Raw genomic sequence first — 15,400 nt, forward strand, 5'->3', positions numbered from 1 at the left:
AATAGCCAGCTCACGATAGTGCGCGGGGATTCGCTTCAGCGAGTCCTCGCGCACTGTCATATCCGTCGTTTAGCCTAAGAACATGATCCCTTCGATACCGCTCAATGATGGCCACAGCATTCCCCAGCTCGGTCTCGGAACGTGGCCGCTCAGCGATGCCGAAGTAGCCGTAGTCGTTCCCACCGCCATCGAGCTCGGGTATCGCCACATCGATACGGCCGTGCGCTACGGCAACGAAGCGGGCGTGGGCGAGGGCATCCGCCGCAGCGGTGTCGATCGCGACGAACTCTTCGTCACGACCAAACTCGATGGTGAATTTCAGGGCGACGACCGTGCCATCGAGGGCCTGCGTGGCAGCCTCGAACGGCTCGACCTTGAGTATGTCGACCTGCTGCTCATCCACTGGCCACGGCCCGACCGCGGCGAGTTTCTTTCCACCTGGCGCACCTTCGAGAAGCTGCAGGCCGATGGCTTCGCGCGCTCTATTGGTGTCTCCAACTTTAAGCCCGCACACCTTGAGGTGCTGCTGGATGCTGGTGCGACCGTTCCCGCCGTCAACCAGGTCGACCTGTCGCCGACCAACGCTCGCCTCACGGACCGGGCCTATCACGACTCCCGCGGAATCGTCACGGAATCATGGAGCCCCATCAAGGGTGTGCTCGACCAGCCAGTTCTGCTCGAGATCGCCGAAAAGCACGAACGTTCAGCGGCTCAGGTTGCCCTGCGCTGGCACCTGCAGAACGGCCTTGTCGCGATCCCGAAGTCGGCCAACCCCGACAGGCTGGCCGACAACATTGCGGTCTTCGATTTCGAGCTCGACTCGCGCGACCTTGAAGCTATCGCCGCGCTCGATGTGCCGGGGTCAGGCGCAGACTCCGACGAGGTCGGTCACTAGGCGCCACGGCGCGACCGCGATCGCGCGGCGGTGTGCAGAGCAGCGGCGCAGTACCCCAGAGGGCACCGCGCCGCAGTATCACCTCGACCGCGGGTGGCTCGCGCTAGCTCGCGAGGGGCTCGTTTGTAACGACGACCTTGCCGAGTGTGCGGCCGGTCTCGACGCTGGCGTGCGCGAGGCGCAGCTGCTCGGCGTTTAGCGGGCTGAAAGCCGAGGTCATGGTGCTGCGGATCGTGCCGGCGTCGATCATTTCGCCGACCGTGGTGAGGAGCTCGTGCTGCACCACCATGTCGGCTGTGGTGAAGACGGAACGCGTGAACATGAGCTCGGAGTGCCACGAGAGGCTCTTGCCGCCGAACAGGCCGAGGTCGACCAGACCGGGGTTGTCCGTGGCGACGATCTCACCGAAGGGGTTCAAGATCTCGACGAAGGCTTCAACCTGGCCTACGGTGTTGGTGCTGTAGATGTAGTCGATTCCTTCGGGGGCGACGCGCTTCACGTCTTCGGTGAGGTGTTCGCCGTGACGGACGACCTCATCCGCTCCGAGCGAGCGAACCCACTCTTGGCTGGCGTCGCGGCCGGCGGAGGCAATGATGCGGATGCCGGGGGTGCGTGCCTTGAGAAGCTGGATGATCATCGAGCCCACGCCGCCGGCACCGCCGACGACGAGCAAGGTTCCCGTGCTCTTGGCGGTGAGCTTGAGCTTGTCGAACAGGCCCTCCCACGCGGTGAGGGTCGTGAGGGGGAGTGCGGCGGCTTCGGCGAAGGTGGCCGACTTCGGCTTGGTACCGACGATGCGCTCGTCGACGGCCTGAAATTCAGCGTTGGAGCCTGAACGGCCCATCGCTCCCGCGTAGTACACCTCGTCGCCGACGGCATACAGGGTGACATCGCTGCCCACTGCCGCGACGGTTCCAGCGGCGTCGAAGCCGAGGACGGTCGGGACCCCACCCGGATCCATGTCGGAGCGAACCTTTACATCGGCGGGGTTTACAGAAACGGCGACGACCTTCACGAGGAGGTCGTGCGGCCCCACGGCAGGAACCGGAAGAGTCACGCCTTCCAGGCTCGTGGGGTCGTCAATGGGCAAAGCATGCGAGTACGCTACGGCGTTCATGGTGTCGGTCATGGCCATAATGCTCCTGCATGACCCCTAGTTACCCGCAAGGGAGTGAGGTTACCCGACGGTAAGCGGCACCTCGCCGCGCACCGACTCGAGCGCGCCATCCACCATGTTTACGACCGCGTGCATGCGGGGGAGATGAACGAGATCGTGGGTCACGAGCAGCGTTGACGTGTTGCGTTCGTCGGTGAGGCGCAGGATGAGTTCGATGATGCTCGCGCCGCGCTCCTGGTCGAGGGCACTGGTCGGTTCATCCACGAGCAGCACCTTCGGGTCGTTCATGAGCGCCCGCGCGATGTTGACGCGCTGGCGCTGACCGCCCGAAAGCTGATGCGGACGCTTGTGAGCCTGATCGGCCAGGCCGACGGCAGCCAGCAGTTCGCGAGCGTGGGCGGTAACCGCGGCTCGCTTGCCACGGCTGTGCGGGGCGCCGAGTTCGTTCATGACGGCGAGCTGTTCCAGCGCCGTCAGCGAGGGCAGCAAATTCGACTGCTGAAAGACGATGCCGATGCTGTCGCGGCGCAGCACTGTGGCTTCGGCGGCGGACAGTTGGGCAGCATCCACGTCATCGATCATGACCTGACCGGAGTCGGGGCGGATGAGCGTGGCGGCGACAGCCAGCAAGCTCGACTTGCCCGAACCGCTCGGGCCCGTGATGCCCGTGACAGTGCCAGGACGCGCACTGAGCGTGACGTGGTCGACGGCCGTGACGCGGCCTTCGCCGTCGGGGAAGGTGAGAGTGACGTTGTTGAGGTGGATCATCGGGTGCTCCCCAGGGCGGTGAGTGGATCGGCGGTAGTAACGGAACGCAGGGCGAAAGCGGCACCGGCGAGGCCGAGCGCGATCATGATGACGCCCGGCAGCAGGGTAGTGAAGGGACTCAGGATGAACGGCAGCGCGCTGCCCATCAGCACCCCGAGGAGAGCCGTGATGCCGATGCCGATTCCGACACCGATCAGCAGCACGATGAGCGCCTGGCCGAGGGCGTCGCGGATCAGCGATGACGTGGATGCTCCGAGCGCTTTCAGCATGGCGATGTCGGCCTTGCGCTGCATCGTCCACACGGTGAAGAACGCGCCGATCACGAGGGCCGAGATGCCGAACAGCATCGCGACCATCAGTAGCAGCGAACCGATCTCTGAACGGAACGAACTCACGGCGGTCAGCGACAGCAGAACAGAGTTGCTGAGGGTGTCAGCGTCAGCATTGATGGCGGACCAGTCGGCGTCGCCATTGACCGCAATGGCGGTCGCGTAGGCATCCGGGTTTCCGGTCGTGGCGGAGTAACCCTGCCAGTCTTCGAGCGTCATCTGAACGACGGGCGTGTGGTTGTACCACCAGTTGCCGCTGACCTTCTCGACCGTGTATTCGGTGCCGGCAACCGTGATGGTGTCGCCGGTGGAAACGTCGAGGGCGGTGGCGGCATCTTCCGAGAGGCCGACCTTGCCGTCGCCGCTCGGGGCGGTCTCGTCGAAGCCGGCAACGACTCCGAAGATGGCGATGGAGGTGCTCGACTCGGGGGACTCCGCCTTGGTCTGGGAGACGCCGATGGGGTTAGCGGAGTCGACGCCGGCGGCATCCGCCCAGGTCGTTGCCTGCTTCTCGGTGACGTTCGAGTCGGAGAAGCTCGCCTCATCCGCCCCCTTGCTGCTCGGGGTGGCAAAAACGAGCTGATCGGCGGGCAGCGACAGAACACCAGAAATGTTCTGGGCAGCGAGCCCACCGGTGAGGCCGCTCAGAAATCCGACGAGCAAAGTGATGAGCGCTACGACGGTGCCAATGAGCACAAATCGTCCGCGAGCAAAGCGCAGATCGCGCCACGCAACAAACATGGGGAGTCCTTTCGGCGTCGACGACTGGCGACAGTAACCAGACTCCTCCGTTTGCGGTCGCGATACATCGGCCGAGATAACGCACTTGCAGACGCTAAGGACGGAGCCCACAATCATCATTTCGGTGGATAGAAGGGGTCGTGCGCGGCAGTAGGGTCGAAGAATGAGCCACACTGCGTTGACCCCTGTCTTTGTGGGGTTGCGCACCAGTTTGCACATTCTCTTTGTCGCGTTAACGGTGCTCGTTGTTGTGCGGGCTCTCGTGGACGGCAACCCCTACACGGTGGCGGTGGTCGCGCTCGCGGTAGTGCTGCTCGCCACCTATGGTTTTGGCGGGTATTTGGCCCGGCATGCGATGAGCTCCGGCGCGAGTGCGCAGTCAGCAACCGCGTATGTGTGGGCTGCCGTGTTGTCGGCCGAGTGGCTTGTGCTGGTGTGGTTGAGCCCGGATGCCGCCTACCTCGTGTTCCCCCTGTTCTTTCTTTATCTGCATCTGTTGCCGCGCGGCTGGCGCACGCTCGCAGTGCTGGGCTCGACGCTGCTGGCTATTGCCGCTCTCGGTCTCCACAGCGAGTGGACGGTCGGCGGAGTCGTCGGACCTCTGGTCGGCGCAGGCGTCGCAATCGTGATTGGACTCGGCTACAAGTCGCTCGCGGCCGAGGCGGCGGATCGCGAACTGTTGGTGAAGCAACTGCTCGAGACGCGTGACCAGCTCGCGCAGACCGAACGCGAATCCGGGGTGCTGGCGGAGCGATCGCGACTCGCGCGCGAGATTCACGACACCGTCGCGCAGGGGCTGTCGAGCATCCAGATGCTGCTGCATGCTGCCGAGCGCGCTGACCCGGATGCCGCTGGCCTCGAGCATGTGCGTCTGGCCCGCGAGACTGCCGCCGCCAACCTTGCCGACACCCGTAACTTCATTCGCGAGCTTGCCCCGGCTGCCCTCGTGGAACAGGGGATCGGTGCTGCGCTGCGCCGGCTCGCCGACACCCAGTGGCAAAGCCCCGACCGCGAAGTGCGGGTGCGAGTGGCGGATGCTCTCGACCTGCCGATGCCCGTGCAAACGGCGCTGTTGCGCATTGCGCAGGGAGCCATGGCGAATGTCGTGCAGCACTCCGAAGCAACGCAGGCGACCATCTCGATCGAACGCGATCATTCGCACGTGCGGCTGACGATCGCCGACAACGGTCGTGGGTTCGACCCGGCGGAGGTTCAGGATGCTTCGGCGCGAGGGGTCTCGGATTCGTTCGGCCTCACGGCGACGCGTGAGCGGGTCGAGCAGCTCGATGGCACGCTGACGGTAACGTCGAAGCCAGACGAAGGTACTACGGTCACGGTCGATTTGACCGTGGTGCCCAGTGTGGTGGCGAACGGCGTCGGTGCTTCTGCCGCCATCGCTGATGGTGGGGCCGACGCTGCTGCTTCCAATACGACCGAGCAGGAGGAGAGCGCATGATTCGGGTAGCGATTGCTGACGATCATCCCGTGGTGCGCGCGGGATTGCGGGCTCTGCTGGAGCACGAAGACGACCTCACGGTGGTCGGCGAGGCGGCGACACCCGATGAGGCGTTCGCGCTCGTGCAGTCGGTGAACCCGAGTGTGGTGCTGATGGATCTGCAATTTGGCGAGCAGGAGACCGGTGCCGATGTCACGCGCCGCATCCGCGCTCTGGATGCGGCGCCCTACGTGTTGGTGCTGACCAACTACGACACCGATGGTGACATTCTCGGCGCGGTCGAAGCCGGCGCGAGTGGCTACTTACTCAAGGATGCTCCGCCCCATGAGTTGATCGCTGCTGTGCGTGCTGCGGCCGCTGGCGAGAGTGCGTTGGCGCCAGTGATTGCCGGGCGATTGCTGGATCGGATGCGGGCTCCGCAAGTGAGCCTGAGCAAGCGCGAGATCGAGGTGCTGGAGTGGGTTGCTGCCGGGATGTCGAACGCGGCGATCGCGGGCGAAATGTTTGTTTCGCAGACGACCGTGAAGTCGCACCTTGTGCACATCTTCTCGAAACTGAACGTGTCATCGCGCACCGCTGCGGTCTCGAAGGCGCGCGAGCTTGGGGTGCTGCGCTAGTTCGCAGTCGCTCGAGCGCACCCTCTAGTCGCAGTAGCTAGTTCGCTGTGCTGCGGATGTTGCGGCGCTGCTACTTCTTGAGCGCGATAGTGATGAAGCGCAGGGCTTCGTCACCGCTGATGCCGAGTTCTGCCGCGCGAGTGGCGTACGCCTTGGCATCGAGTTGCAGCAGGGCGGCGGCGTCGCCGGGCTGAGCTTTAACGACGGTGCCGTTGCGGCCGCGCGAGAGCAGAAAGCCATCGGCCTCAAGTTCGCGGTAGGCGCGGGCGACCGTGTTGGGCGCGATGCCGAGGTCGCTAGCAAGCTGACGAACGGTCGCGAGCTTCGTGCCAGCGAGCAAATCGCCACTCGCAATTTGGGCGATAGCTTGAGCTTTGATCTGCTCGAAGGGCGGGATCGACGCCGAGGTATCGATCTCGAAAGTAACGGGACTTTCGGTCGGAGTGCGACGCCAGGAATCAGCCATGGTTGATTCTCTCATACGGGGTTTGGCTGCATCCGGCCTGTTCACAACTCGTAGCGAGTGGCCACCGGCAAGAGCTTTTCGAGAGCCTCTACCTCGGCTATCGCGCACATTTCGGTGGCTGGTTTCGCTGCGGTGGCGCTGCCGGCGCATACAGCGGAACGGAACGCGGACTCCGGATCGCGCCCCTGCGACAGCCGCCACACGAAAGCGCCCAGAAAAGCATCGCCGGCACCGACGGCACTCTGAACCTGCACGTGGGGTACCGGCAAACGGATGACGCCCGCTGTCGACGCGAGCACGGCACCCTGGTCGCCCAGAGTGAGAGCCACGAGTTGGGCCGAGCCGCGCGCGACGAGTTCGGCGGCGGCATCCACTTCACTCTGTTCGGTTGTCAGCTCTCTGCCGACGAGTTCGCTCAGTTCGCGCAGGCTCGGCTTCACGAGGTAGACGCCTTCGGCGAGGGCCGCGGTCAGCGCTTCGCCCGAGGTGTCGATAATCGAACGTGCGCCGCGTTGGTGAGCTAGGCGCGCGACCTGAGCGTAAAAATCAGCCGGTACTCCGGGCGGCAGGCTTCCGCTCGCGACAACGTAGCCGCCGGGAACGATAGCTTCCTCTAAGGCCGCGAGGCAGCGGCGCCACTCGGCTTCAGTGAACTCGGGGCCCTGCAACACGAAACGAAACTGGGCGCCTGAGGCACCCTCGTCAACGGTGAAGCTCTCGCGCGTAGTGCCAGCAATCGGCACGACGAGGCTGGGCACGTTTTCGGCCTCGAGCAACTGGCGGTAGGTCGCACCGGTGAGGCCGCCGGCCGCATAAATGGCCAGGGCATCCCCACCGAGGCTCTGGATGGTGCGTGCCACATTCACGCCGCCCCCGCCGGGATCAATCCGGCTGGATCCGCAGCGCATCTTGTGGTCTGTGATGACCTGCGCGGTCGACGTGCTGATGTCGAGCGCGGGGTTCACCGTCAGGGTCACGATCGGCCGGGCCCTCGGAGCAAGCGGGAAAGTAGCGGATGCCATGGTCCCCATTTTATGGCGTTGTGCTGTCGCTTCGGCGGGCGTTAACTCTCGGTTGAGGGCTTATGCATTCCGAGTTCGTTGAGGGGCGCGTCGTCGACGGGCACCGGTGTGTGCTCGATGGGACAGTTAAGGATTGTCTCCGGTGTCGAATGGTCAATGAAGTGCTCAGACATTGGCCGCCCGCAGACAGGGCAGACGGCATCCGCCACCTTGGCGACGACAGCGTCGTAAGGGCCCAGCGCCGGTGTTCCCAGAATCGGGAAGAGTTTTTCGTTCAGCCAGTCGATGAATTTGACGTAGCCGTCCAGACCAGACTCTTCGCCTTCGTCTTTGGTGTGCTCGTGTTCGCTCATATTTTCAGGCTAGACCCGAGGGAGTGAGAATGTAAGGGGCGCGGACAGCCCGTTGTCGTGCGCGCTCGCGGCTGAACAACCGTCACTCTTCACATCGCAACGCGTGACACCTAGCCTGATCCCATGACGATGAATGCTCAGACTGTGCTTGCTGGCCCGCGCGGTCGCCGACTCTGCCTCGCGATCGTGCGCCAGGCTCCACGAGAGGAGTTCCCTGAAGTTGCGGTGTTCGACGGGCTGCTCGGTTGGGCAGCCGATCAGCGCGATAAGGCCCGCGGCCAAGGGGGAGCGATCTTCGGTTGGGGCATCCCCGATCCGCTTCCTGACCCGACCGTCGAGGAGATCGTTGAGGCGCTCGAAGCGATCCCGCTGAGTTCGCTGCCCACGCTCAGCTCTGCGGATCTCCTTGAGGCGCTCGCGGACTCGGTTGACAGCGCCCGGTACTGGCAGGAGCCCGACGGTACCGACGAGCTGCTGGCGGATGCCCGGCTCAGGCCGGCGCTCGAGCGCATTGCTGAGCAGGTGGTTGCTTGGCCTGCGACCGCGTGGTGGAATGAACCCCTCGCGGCCGAGCAGTGGGCGGTGCAGTTCCGGGATGCTTACCTTCAGCGATCAGCCCTGACGGAGCCAGCGCTGCTCTTCGAGCAGTGGAGCGCCGCAGCGATCGAAGAGGAGCAGTCTTTTCGGCAACTCTTCTCGGATGATCCCACCGCGGAAACATCGGGCACCTGGTGGTCGCGGCCGCCCGGCGCGCTGGCGATGTCAACGAGCGCACGGGGAGAGTCCGGTCCTGTCGGCGTGTGGCTCATCGAAGACCGCATGGATGAAGAGCCGGCGGATGTGCGGCGAGTGGAGTGGGCGCACGCTGCGCGGATATTCGAGATCGTGGACGCCGAGTCGTGGGCCCAGTTGTGCCGCTCCTATCCGTTCGACGTGAGCGAGAGTCGCCGTCATGTCTGGTACCTGACGACGGGACGCGTCGGCAAGTGGATGACTCCCGACTGGTCGCTAGTTGCCCGCGACTTCGACGCGGTGCACCTCTCGGTCGCGGCCTACCTTTCGGCGGCGGGAACGGCTATCCCGGTGAACAGCGACACCGCGAGCGTCATCGCGGGCTGGAACCCTGATGCGACCTATTGGCTGACCGATGTCGAGTTCGGCGAGCGTGCGGAGTCGAGTTGGGTGCGCGATGAGGAAACACGGCGGTGGCGCCCGCTCCCCGAGTAGCTACTCCTGCGCGTAGCTGCCCGATAGGCGTAGAGTGTTCGTATAAAGAAACTTACTTCGTCTAGCGAAAACTAGGGTACTGCGAACTGCGCAGCAATCCCTACTGCAGGGAGAGAGCATGATCGACAAAGTTGTCCCGTCTCTGGCGGATGCCGTTGCCGGGATCGAAGACGGCGCCACCATCATGATTGGCGGCTTCGGTCACGCCGGTCAGCCTCACGAACTCATCGACGCGCTCGTCGCTCAGGGCGCGAGCGACCTCACCGTCGTCAGTAATAACGCCGGGAACGGCGACGGCGGACTCGCCGCCTTGCTCTCCGCTGGCCGCGTGCGCAAGATCGTGTGTTCCTTTCCCCGCCAAGCCGATTCGTGGGTCTTCGACGCGCTTTATCGCGAGGGAAAGATCGAGCTCGAGTTGGTGCCGCAGGGAAACCTGGCCGAACGAATCCGTGCAGCGGGGGCTGGCATCGGCGCATTCTTCACGCCAACCGGTGTCGGAACCGAGCTGGCCGAGGGCAAAGAGACTCGGGAAATCAACGGGCGTACCTATGCGCTCGACTACCCGATCCATGCTGACTTCGCTGTGATCAGTGCGCTCAAAGCCGACCGCTGGGGAAACCTGGTTTACCGCCAGACGGCTCGCAACTTCGGCCCGATCATGGCCTCCGCCGCCACGACCAGCATCGTTCAGGTCGACGAGGTCGTACCGCTCGGAGAACTCGATCCCGAGACCGTGGTCACGCCGAGCATCTACGTGAACCGGGTAGTCGTGGTGGGGGAGCGACGCTGGCTCGCCAATAACGAATTTATTGGTGGTGTCGACCTCGAAGGGCAGCCACTCGACGCGGAGCTCGCAGCCACAGGAGGCACGAAATGACCACCACGCTCAGTCGCATCGAGCTCGCGCAGCAGATCGCCGCGGCCATCCCCGACGGCTCCTTCGTGAATCTGGGCATCGGCGCCCCGACCCTCGTCGCCAACTACTTGCCTGCCGACCTCGAAATCATTCTTCACACCGAGAACGGCATGCTCGGGATGGGGCCTGCCCCCGAGGCTGACCGTGTTGACCCCGACCTGATTAATGCGGGAAAGCAGGCTGTCACTGCATTACCCGGAGCGGCGTATTTTCATCAGGCTGACTCCTTCGCCATGATGCGCGGCGGTCACCTTGACGTCTGTGTTCTCGGTGCCTTTCAGGTCGCGGAGAACGGTGACCTCGCGAACTGGTCAACGGGAGCACCGGGCGCCATCCCCGCTGTCGGTGGAGCAATGGACCTCGCGATCGGCGCCAAACAGGTTTACGTGATGACTGACCTCCTCACCAAGAAGGGCGAGTCGAAGCTCGTTGCGGCGTGCAGCTACCCGCTCACCGGCGTGGGTTGTGTGTCGCGGGTGTACACCGATCACGCGGTATTCGACGTCACGCCCGACGGGTTTGCAGTGCGCGAACTCTATGGCGACAACACTCTGGAAATTCTCACCAGCCTCACCGGGCTCACTCTCGTTGACGCCACGGCAAGTGCGACGACGAGTGCTGCCGCGAACGACGCAGAAGGACACTGATCATGACGAATACCTATATTTACGACGCTGTCCGCACCCCCTTCGCGCGCCACGGGAAAGCGTTCGCCGACGTGCGACCGGATGACCTCGCGGCCGTGGTCATGAAGGCGGCGATTCAGCGCACTGACCTCGATCCGGCGCGCGTGGATGACGTCATCTTTGGTGACGCCAACCAGGCGGGCGAAGACAACCGAAACGTCGCGCGGTTCGGGGCCCTCTTGGCCGGATTCCCCACTTCCGTTTCGGGAGTGACCGTCAACCGCCTGTGTGGCTCTGCAGTGGAATCCGTGATTCAAGGCAGCCGCGCGATCGAAGCGGGCGACGCCAGCATCATCCTGGCGGGCGGAGTCGAGTCAATGACTCGGGCGCCGTTCATTGTCGAGAAGTCGTCGCGGCCGTTTCCGCTGGCTAACGAGACGATCTGGAACTCCTCGATCGGGTGGCGCATGGTCAACCCAGCGCTGCGCGAGGACTGGACGATCTCGAACGGGCAGAGCGCCGAAAAGCTGGCCTTAATGCACGACCTCAGCCGTACCCGGCAAGACGAGTTCGCCGCGCGCAGCCACCGGCTGGCCGCTGAAGCCTGGGCCGCGGGGCACTACGACGGAGAAATTGTTCAGGTGCCTGGCCACGAGTTGGCGCGCGACGAGGGAATTCGAGATGACACCACGGTGGAGACGCTGAGCGCTCTTCGCCCGGCATTTGCCAAGGACGGCACCGTGACGGCCGGCAACTCGTCCTCGCTCAATGACGGTGCATCCGCCGTGCTACTGGGAGCAGAAGGTGCGCTCGATATCGAACCGTTGGCCCGCATCACAGGCCGTGGCGTCGCCGGCAGCGATCCCGACGTATTCGGAATCGCCCCCGTGGAAGCCGCCAACCGAGCACTCGCTCGCGCCGGACGAACCTGGGCGGATGTCGACATCGTCGAGCTGAACGAAGCATTCGCCTCCCAGTCGCTGGCCTGTATCGCGCTGTGGCCCGAGCTGGACCCAGAACGCGTGAACATTCACGGCGGGGCCATCGCTATGGGGCACCCGCTCGGGGCATCCGGCGGTCGCATCATTGGCCATGCGGCCCACGAGTTGAAGCGTCGCGGCGGCGGAGTAGCCGTTGTCGCCATCTGCATCGGTGTCGGTCAAGGTTTGGCCGTTGTTCTCGAGCGCTAAGACCCCACCACGAACCGTGACGTTGCTGGCGGCGCTAGGTTCCTCGGTAGAGTTCTCGAGGAGGTGCGATGAAAGACACTGAAGTGAGCCCAACGTCAGACGCAGAAGCACCAGCGGAAGACTTCGTTCAGTCTCTCGCACGCGGAATCGCGGTGCTGCGGGTGTTCGACGCCGACAATGCGCAGCAGACGCTGAGCGAAGTCGCCCGTAACGCGGGCATCCCTGCCGCTGCGGCCCGGCGATTTCTTCGCACGCTCGAATCCCTCGGCTATGTGCGCTCATCAGGGCGTCAGTTTGCGCTGACCCCCAAGGTTCTCGAGATCGGCTTTGGCTATCTCTCTTCGCTCTCGCTTCACGACGTGGTTCAACCCCACCTCGAAGCGCTCTCGCGCGCCACGGGAGAATCCGCCTCTGTGGCCGTGCTTCTCGACGAAGAGATCGTCTACGTCGCCCGCGTTCCTACCCGCCACATCATGAACGTGCGCATTACGATCGGCACGCGCTTTCCCGCCTTCGCCACGAGCATGGGGCGCGTTCTTCTCGCAGGCATTCCGGCGACGGAGCGCGAACAGCTGCTGGCCAGCGCCACCATGCCGGCACTCACCCCGACCACCATCACGGATGCTCGACTGCTCGAAGCCGAGATCGAGCGAGTCGCCGCGCAAGGGTGGTCGATCGTGGATGGCGAGCTTGAGGCAGGGCTGCTCTCGGTGGCCGTTCCCATTCGTGATGGCGACGGCACGGTAACGGCTGCGCTCAACATTTCCACAAGTGCTACCCGGGACTCGGTGGAGTACCTGCGTGCGCACCACCTGCCGCTCGCGCTCGCGACGGCGGATGACATCCAGAGAGATCTACGCCGGATCTCTGTCTGAGCGCACTGACTGCACCGAGCGCACTGACTGCACCGAGCGTGCTCAGCGTCGCGCGAGCTGATCTTCGACGTAGACGGGCTTGCGCAGCAGGATTCCGCCGACCGATGCGATGACCGCTGACGCGATCAACATGATGAACACGGCAACCCACCCGCCCGTTGTTTCGCGCAGCACACCCACGAGCAGCGGTCCGAGTGAGGCGATGGTGTAGCCGACGCCTTGAACAAAACCGCTGAGGGCGACCGAGCCGCGCATCGTGCGTGAGCGAAGGTTGATGAGCACGAGGCACACCGGGAACAGCAGCGCGCCCAAGCCGATGCAGACTACCCAGAGGGTGGTCGCGAAGCCGGGGGCCAGCAGCAGGCCGAGGTCGCCGACAATGAAGAATACGACGCCCAGTTGCACGAGGGGGCTGACGTTCTTGAGCCTCGCCGCCAGCACCGGGATGAAGAGCGCCGCGGGCAACCCCATGGCGGCATAGAGAGCGAGCAGCGCTCCTGACTCCGCTGCTGTGGTGTCTGTTGTTTGAGCGAGAATATCGGGCAGCCACGTCAGCACGCCATAGACGTTGAACGACGAGATGGCGAAAACGATGGCCACGGTCCACGCCACGGACGATTGCCAGATCGGGCGCCCCCTCAGCGGCAGTGCTTGAGGAAGTTCGGCGGTGTCATTCGCTGAGGTGTCCCGTTTCTCGCGCGAGCGCTGCACCAGAAGCGTTATCCACGGCACGAGACTGGCAAACGCCAGAATCGACCACATTCCCAGCGACAAACGCCAGTCGGTTGCGTGAGCGACGGGAACGGCGACGAGAGCGGGTATGGCAGCGCTCGCCGAGGCCAGCGTCGCGTAGAGCGCCGTCACCATCCCGATGCGGTCGGGAAAATAACGCTTCACGAGGGGTGGCAGCAGCACGTTGCCAATTCCCATTCCCACGAGCGCGAGCGCACTGCCGACCAGAAGGATGGCGTAGCCGCCCGCAGCGGCGCGCAGCAAGTGGCCGACAATCATGAAGCCAATGGCGAGGATGAGGAACCGTTCCAGCCCGAGTCTGCGCGCGATGGGGGCGCTGAAAATAGCGGAGATGGCGAAGGCCATCGGCGGGATCATCCCGAGCAGACCGAGCGCCACGTTGTCGAGGGGAATGTCGACGGCGATCTCACGCGTAATGGGAGAGATAGCGGAGACGGCCGTGCGCAGGTTGAGCGCGACCAGAAGAATGCCGACAAGGGCGATGGTGCGCCCCGCCCACAGGGGGAGCGGATGGGAGTGCGGCATGGCGTTGCTTTCGGTCCTGGTGCACCTGAACGTCTGGGCGCCGGCTGGCGCAGTTCCGCAGCGAGCGGACGCCTAGTTGGCGACGAGGTCGTTGGCGTGAGTGTTGATGCTCGTCGTGCCGGTTTCGGTCATGAGGAAGACGTCTTCGACGCGCACGCCAACGCGACCGGGCCAGAACACCGACGGCTCGATCGTGAAGAGCATTCCGGGTTCGAGAGGGGTGTTGTCCTCTTCGGAGATGTAAGGCAGTTCGTGCACATCAAGGCCGATGCAGTGGCCGGTGCGGTGACGGAACCAGTCGCCGTAGCCGCCCTCTTCGATCACGGCGCGAGTTGCGCGGTGCACATCGCCACCGGTCGCTCCGGGAACAGCAGCTTGGCGCCCAGCTTCCTGCGCGGCGATAACGAGGTCGTACACGCGCTCGTACTCTTCGTTGGGAGTTCCGATGTGGATGGTGCGGCCGAAGTCAGAGCAGTAGCCCTGCGTAATCGCACCGAAGTCGAAGCTCACACCGGCACCCGACTTGAGGGAATCGTTGGAGACTCGCACGCTGGCATCGCGGCCCAGTTCAGGGCCCATGGCCCACACGCCGGTGTCGAACGAGGCACCGAGGGAGCCGTGCTGACGCATCCGGAGATCGATCTCAGACGAGAGTTCGAGCTCGGTGATTCCGGAAACGACCATCTTCTCGACGTCGGCGAAAACGTCGTCGACGATCTTGGCCGACTGGCGCATGAGGGCGATTTCCTGGTCGTCCTTGATGCGGCGGATCTGGTTGATGATGGTGTCGGCGATCACGAAGTCAGCATCCGGCTTGTGGTTGCGCAACTCGATGGTGGTTTCTGCCCAGCTGCGCCCGCTCAGGGCGATTCGGTTGACGGCATCCGCTTCGTGTCCGCAGCTTTCTTGGCCGGGACGAGCGCCCATGGCGACAGTGTTGGCTTTGCTCGTGTAGCTGTCGAATGCCTTGCGGAAGATCTCGCCTCCGTCGTCTTTTTCGTTCGCGGTCATGACCTCGCCGGCAATGCCGTCGGGGAGGTCGAACTCTTGAAAGTGACGGGTGAGAACGAAGAGCGGGTCGTTGCCGGGGGAGATGAACGCTCCCGAGATCCAGTGGTTGGTATAGCCGATGTTTCCGAACGACGGAAGGCGGCGACCGAGACCGGTGAAGTATTCAAGATCCGATTGCGAAGCGGGGAGAAAGACGACATCGATGTTTGATTCATCGAGTTTGGTCCAGAGCTTCGACAGGCGCTGGGTGTAGTCGAATTCGATCTTTTCCATCATGAACGTAATGCTCGTTTCTGTTCGCTTAACACAGCGGTCCGAACTGAACTGAGCGGCCGCTTGTCCTTTTTCACTGTAGCGGAAGTTTCGAAATTTGAACACTAGTTCGCTAGCCGAACAATTGAGCTGGCGAGATAGTGCAGGAATAGATTCTTTGAGTCGGGCGGTTGCCTCGATACACCCGAGGAGGGGCGGCGTCGTGAGCACACATGCCGCATGATCGCCGCCCCACCCGCA

16 protein-coding genes are annotated in these 15,400 nt (G+C 63.9%); 8 read left to right on the forward strand and 8 right to left on the reverse strand.

Annotated features, from left to right (window positions below):
* The first annotated feature begins 82 nt into the window (after positions 1 to 82).
* The gene (locus ESZ53_RS10140) at positions 83 to 895 is read left to right on the forward strand and encodes an aldo/keto reductase (RefSeq protein ID WP_129072712.1); all 813 of its coding nucleotides are present in this window, start codon (positions 83 to 85) and stop codon (positions 893 to 895) included.
* Between the two features lie 103 nt (positions 896 to 998).
* Here the strand turns inward: ESZ53_RS10140 and ESZ53_RS10145 are convergent, their stop codons facing one another.
* The 3 genes from ESZ53_RS10145 to ESZ53_RS10155 are packed head-to-tail and all read right to left on the reverse strand — an operon-like array spanning position 999 to position 3,850.
* Positions 999 to 2,024 carry a zinc-binding alcohol dehydrogenase family protein gene (locus ESZ53_RS10145; RefSeq protein ID WP_246837292.1) on the reverse strand — a complete coding sequence of 342 codons (1,026 nt, stop codon included), beginning with the start codon at positions 2,022 to 2,024 and terminating at the stop codon, positions 999 to 1,001.
* 48 nt (positions 2,025 to 2,072) lie between these two features.
* Positions 2,073 to 2,780 (reverse strand): ABC transporter ATP-binding protein, encoded by a 708-nt coding sequence (locus ESZ53_RS10150; protein WP_129072714.1) that lies wholly within the window; start codon positions 2,778 to 2,780, stop codon positions 2,073 to 2,075.
* On the reverse strand, positions 2,777 to 3,850 hold the full coding sequence (locus ESZ53_RS10155) for an FtsX-like permease family protein (protein WP_129072715.1): 1,074 nt from the start codon (positions 3,848 to 3,850) through the stop codon (positions 2,777 to 2,779). The genes ESZ53_RS10150 and ESZ53_RS10155 overlap by 4 nt, the downstream gene beginning before the upstream one ends.
* Positions 3,851 to 4,013: 163 nt before the next feature.
* Between ESZ53_RS10155 and ESZ53_RS10160 the strand changes: the two genes are divergently transcribed.
* Positions 4,014 to 5,306, forward strand: coding sequence for a sensor histidine kinase (locus tag ESZ53_RS10160; protein WP_129072716.1), 1,293 nt, complete (start codon positions 4,014 to 4,016; stop codon positions 5,304 to 5,306).
* On the forward strand, positions 5,303 to 5,923 hold the full coding sequence (locus ESZ53_RS10165; protein ID WP_129072717.1) for a response regulator transcription factor: 621 nt from the start codon (positions 5,303 to 5,305) through the stop codon (positions 5,921 to 5,923). The genes ESZ53_RS10160 and ESZ53_RS10165 overlap by 4 nt, the downstream gene beginning before the upstream one ends.
* A gap of 70 nt (positions 5,924 to 5,993) precedes the next feature.
* Here the strand turns inward: ESZ53_RS10165 and ESZ53_RS10170 are convergent, their stop codons facing one another.
* Genes ESZ53_RS10170 through ESZ53_RS10180 form a run of 3 tightly spaced genes read right to left on the reverse strand, consistent with a single transcriptional unit; the run spans position 5,994 to position 7,764 of the window.
* On the reverse strand, positions 5,994 to 6,389 hold the full coding sequence (locus ESZ53_RS10170; protein WP_129072718.1) for a GntR family transcriptional regulator: 396 nt from the start codon (positions 6,387 to 6,389) through the stop codon (positions 5,994 to 5,996).
* A gap of 41 nt (positions 6,390 to 6,430) precedes the next feature.
* The gene (locus tag ESZ53_RS10175) at positions 6,431 to 7,411 is read right to left on the reverse strand and encodes a 1-phosphofructokinase family hexose kinase (RefSeq protein WP_129072719.1); all 981 of its coding nucleotides are present in this window, start codon (positions 7,409 to 7,411) and stop codon (positions 6,431 to 6,433) included.
* Positions 7,412 to 7,452: 41 nt separating this feature from the next.
* The gene (locus ESZ53_RS10180; protein WP_129072720.1) at positions 7,453 to 7,764 is read right to left on the reverse strand and encodes a hypothetical protein; all 312 of its coding nucleotides are present in this window, start codon (positions 7,762 to 7,764) and stop codon (positions 7,453 to 7,455) included.
* A 123-nt stretch (positions 7,765 to 7,887) separates the two neighbouring features.
* On the opposite strand from ESZ53_RS10180, the gene ESZ53_RS10185 reads away from it, so the two are divergent.
* From ESZ53_RS10185 to ESZ53_RS10205, 5 genes are all read left to right on the forward strand, one after another.
* Entirely contained in the window at positions 7,888 to 8,991 is a 1,104-nt protein-coding gene (locus ESZ53_RS10185; RefSeq protein WP_129072721.1) for a hypothetical protein, read from the forward strand.
* A gap of 118 nt (positions 8,992 to 9,109) precedes the next feature.
* On the forward strand, positions 9,110 to 9,868 hold the full coding sequence (locus ESZ53_RS10190; protein ID WP_129072722.1) for a 3-oxoacid CoA-transferase subunit A: 759 nt from the start codon (positions 9,110 to 9,112) through the stop codon (positions 9,866 to 9,868).
* On the forward strand, positions 9,865 to 10,554 hold the full coding sequence (locus tag ESZ53_RS10195) for a 3-oxoacid CoA-transferase subunit B (RefSeq protein WP_129072723.1): 690 nt from the start codon (positions 9,865 to 9,867) through the stop codon (positions 10,552 to 10,554). The genes ESZ53_RS10190 and ESZ53_RS10195 overlap by 4 nt, the downstream gene beginning before the upstream one ends.
* Positions 10,555 to 10,556: 2 nt before the next feature.
* On the forward strand, positions 10,557 to 11,723 hold the full coding sequence (locus ESZ53_RS10200) for a thiolase family protein (RefSeq protein ID WP_129072724.1): 1,167 nt from the start codon (positions 10,557 to 10,559) through the stop codon (positions 11,721 to 11,723).
* Between the two features lie 68 nt (positions 11,724 to 11,791).
* A complete protein-coding gene (locus tag ESZ53_RS10205) occupies positions 11,792 to 12,598 on the forward strand; it encodes an IclR family transcriptional regulator C-terminal domain-containing protein (RefSeq protein WP_129072725.1) in 807 nt (268 codons plus the stop codon).
* A 42-nt stretch (positions 12,599 to 12,640) separates the two neighbouring features.
* Here ESZ53_RS10205 and ESZ53_RS10210 read toward each other — a convergent pair whose 3' ends face one another.
* A complete protein-coding gene (locus tag ESZ53_RS10210; RefSeq protein ID WP_129072726.1) occupies positions 12,641 to 13,876 on the reverse strand; it encodes a CynX/NimT family MFS transporter in 1,236 nt (411 codons plus the stop codon).
* A gap of 72 nt (positions 13,877 to 13,948) precedes the next feature.
* On the reverse strand, positions 13,949 to 15,163 hold the full coding sequence (locus ESZ53_RS10215; RefSeq protein WP_129072727.1) for a Xaa-Pro peptidase family protein: 1,215 nt from the start codon (positions 15,161 to 15,163) through the stop codon (positions 13,949 to 13,951).
* Positions 15,164 to 15,400 lie beyond the last annotated feature (237 nt).

Origin of the sequence: Salinibacterium sp. UTAS2018 (assembly GCF_004118935.1) — a bacterium.
GTDB lineage: Bacteria > Actinomycetota > Actinomycetes > Actinomycetales > Microbacteriaceae > Rhodoglobus.

What these genes read in the sequence shown, in the direction of transcription:
- ESZ53_RS10140 (WP_129072712.1), top strand. Translation starts at nt 83, where the DNA reads ATGATCCCTTCGATACCGCTCAATGATGGCCACAGCATTCCCCAGCTC.
- ESZ53_RS10145 (WP_246837292.1), bottom strand. Translation starts at nt 2,024, where the DNA reads ATGACCGACACCATGAACGCCGTAGCGTACTCGCATGCTTTGCCCATT.
- ESZ53_RS10150 (WP_129072714.1), bottom strand. Translation starts at nt 2,780, where the DNA reads ATGATCCACCTCAACAACGTCACTCTCACCTTCCCCGACGGCGAAGGC.
- ESZ53_RS10155 (WP_129072715.1), bottom strand. Translation starts at nt 3,850, where the DNA reads ATGTTTGTTGCGTGGCGCGATCTGCGCTTTGCTCGCGGACGATTTGTG.
- ESZ53_RS10160 (WP_129072716.1), top strand. Translation starts at nt 4,014, where the DNA reads ATGAGCCACACTGCGTTGACCCCTGTCTTTGTGGGGTTGCGCACCAGT.
- ESZ53_RS10165 (WP_129072717.1), top strand. Translation starts at nt 5,303, where the DNA reads ATGATTCGGGTAGCGATTGCTGACGATCATCCCGTGGTGCGCGCGGGA.
- ESZ53_RS10170 (WP_129072718.1), bottom strand. Translation starts at nt 6,389, where the DNA reads ATGGCTGATTCCTGGCGTCGCACTCCGACCGAAAGTCCCGTTACTTTC.
- ESZ53_RS10175 (WP_129072719.1), bottom strand. Translation starts at nt 7,411, where the DNA reads ATGGCATCCGCTACTTTCCCGCTTGCTCCGAGGGCCCGGCCGATCGTG.
- ESZ53_RS10180 (WP_129072720.1), bottom strand. Translation starts at nt 7,764, where the DNA reads ATGAGCGAACACGAGCACACCAAAGACGAAGGCGAAGAGTCTGGTCTG.
- ESZ53_RS10185 (WP_129072721.1), top strand. Translation starts at nt 7,888, where the DNA reads ATGACGATGAATGCTCAGACTGTGCTTGCTGGCCCGCGCGGTCGCCGA.
- ESZ53_RS10190 (WP_129072722.1), top strand. Translation starts at nt 9,110, where the DNA reads ATGATCGACAAAGTTGTCCCGTCTCTGGCGGATGCCGTTGCCGGGATC.
- ESZ53_RS10195 (WP_129072723.1), top strand. Translation starts at nt 9,865, where the DNA reads ATGACCACCACGCTCAGTCGCATCGAGCTCGCGCAGCAGATCGCCGCG.
- ESZ53_RS10200 (WP_129072724.1), top strand. Translation starts at nt 10,557, where the DNA reads ATGACGAATACCTATATTTACGACGCTGTCCGCACCCCCTTCGCGCGC.
- ESZ53_RS10205 (WP_129072725.1), top strand. Translation starts at nt 11,792, where the DNA reads ATGAAAGACACTGAAGTGAGCCCAACGTCAGACGCAGAAGCACCAGCG.
- ESZ53_RS10210 (WP_129072726.1), bottom strand. Translation starts at nt 13,876, where the DNA reads ATGCCGCACTCCCATCCGCTCCCCCTGTGGGCGGGGCGCACCATCGCC.
- ESZ53_RS10215 (WP_129072727.1), bottom strand. Translation starts at nt 15,163, where the DNA reads ATGATGGAAAAGATCGAATTCGACTACACCCAGCGCCTGTCGAAGCTC.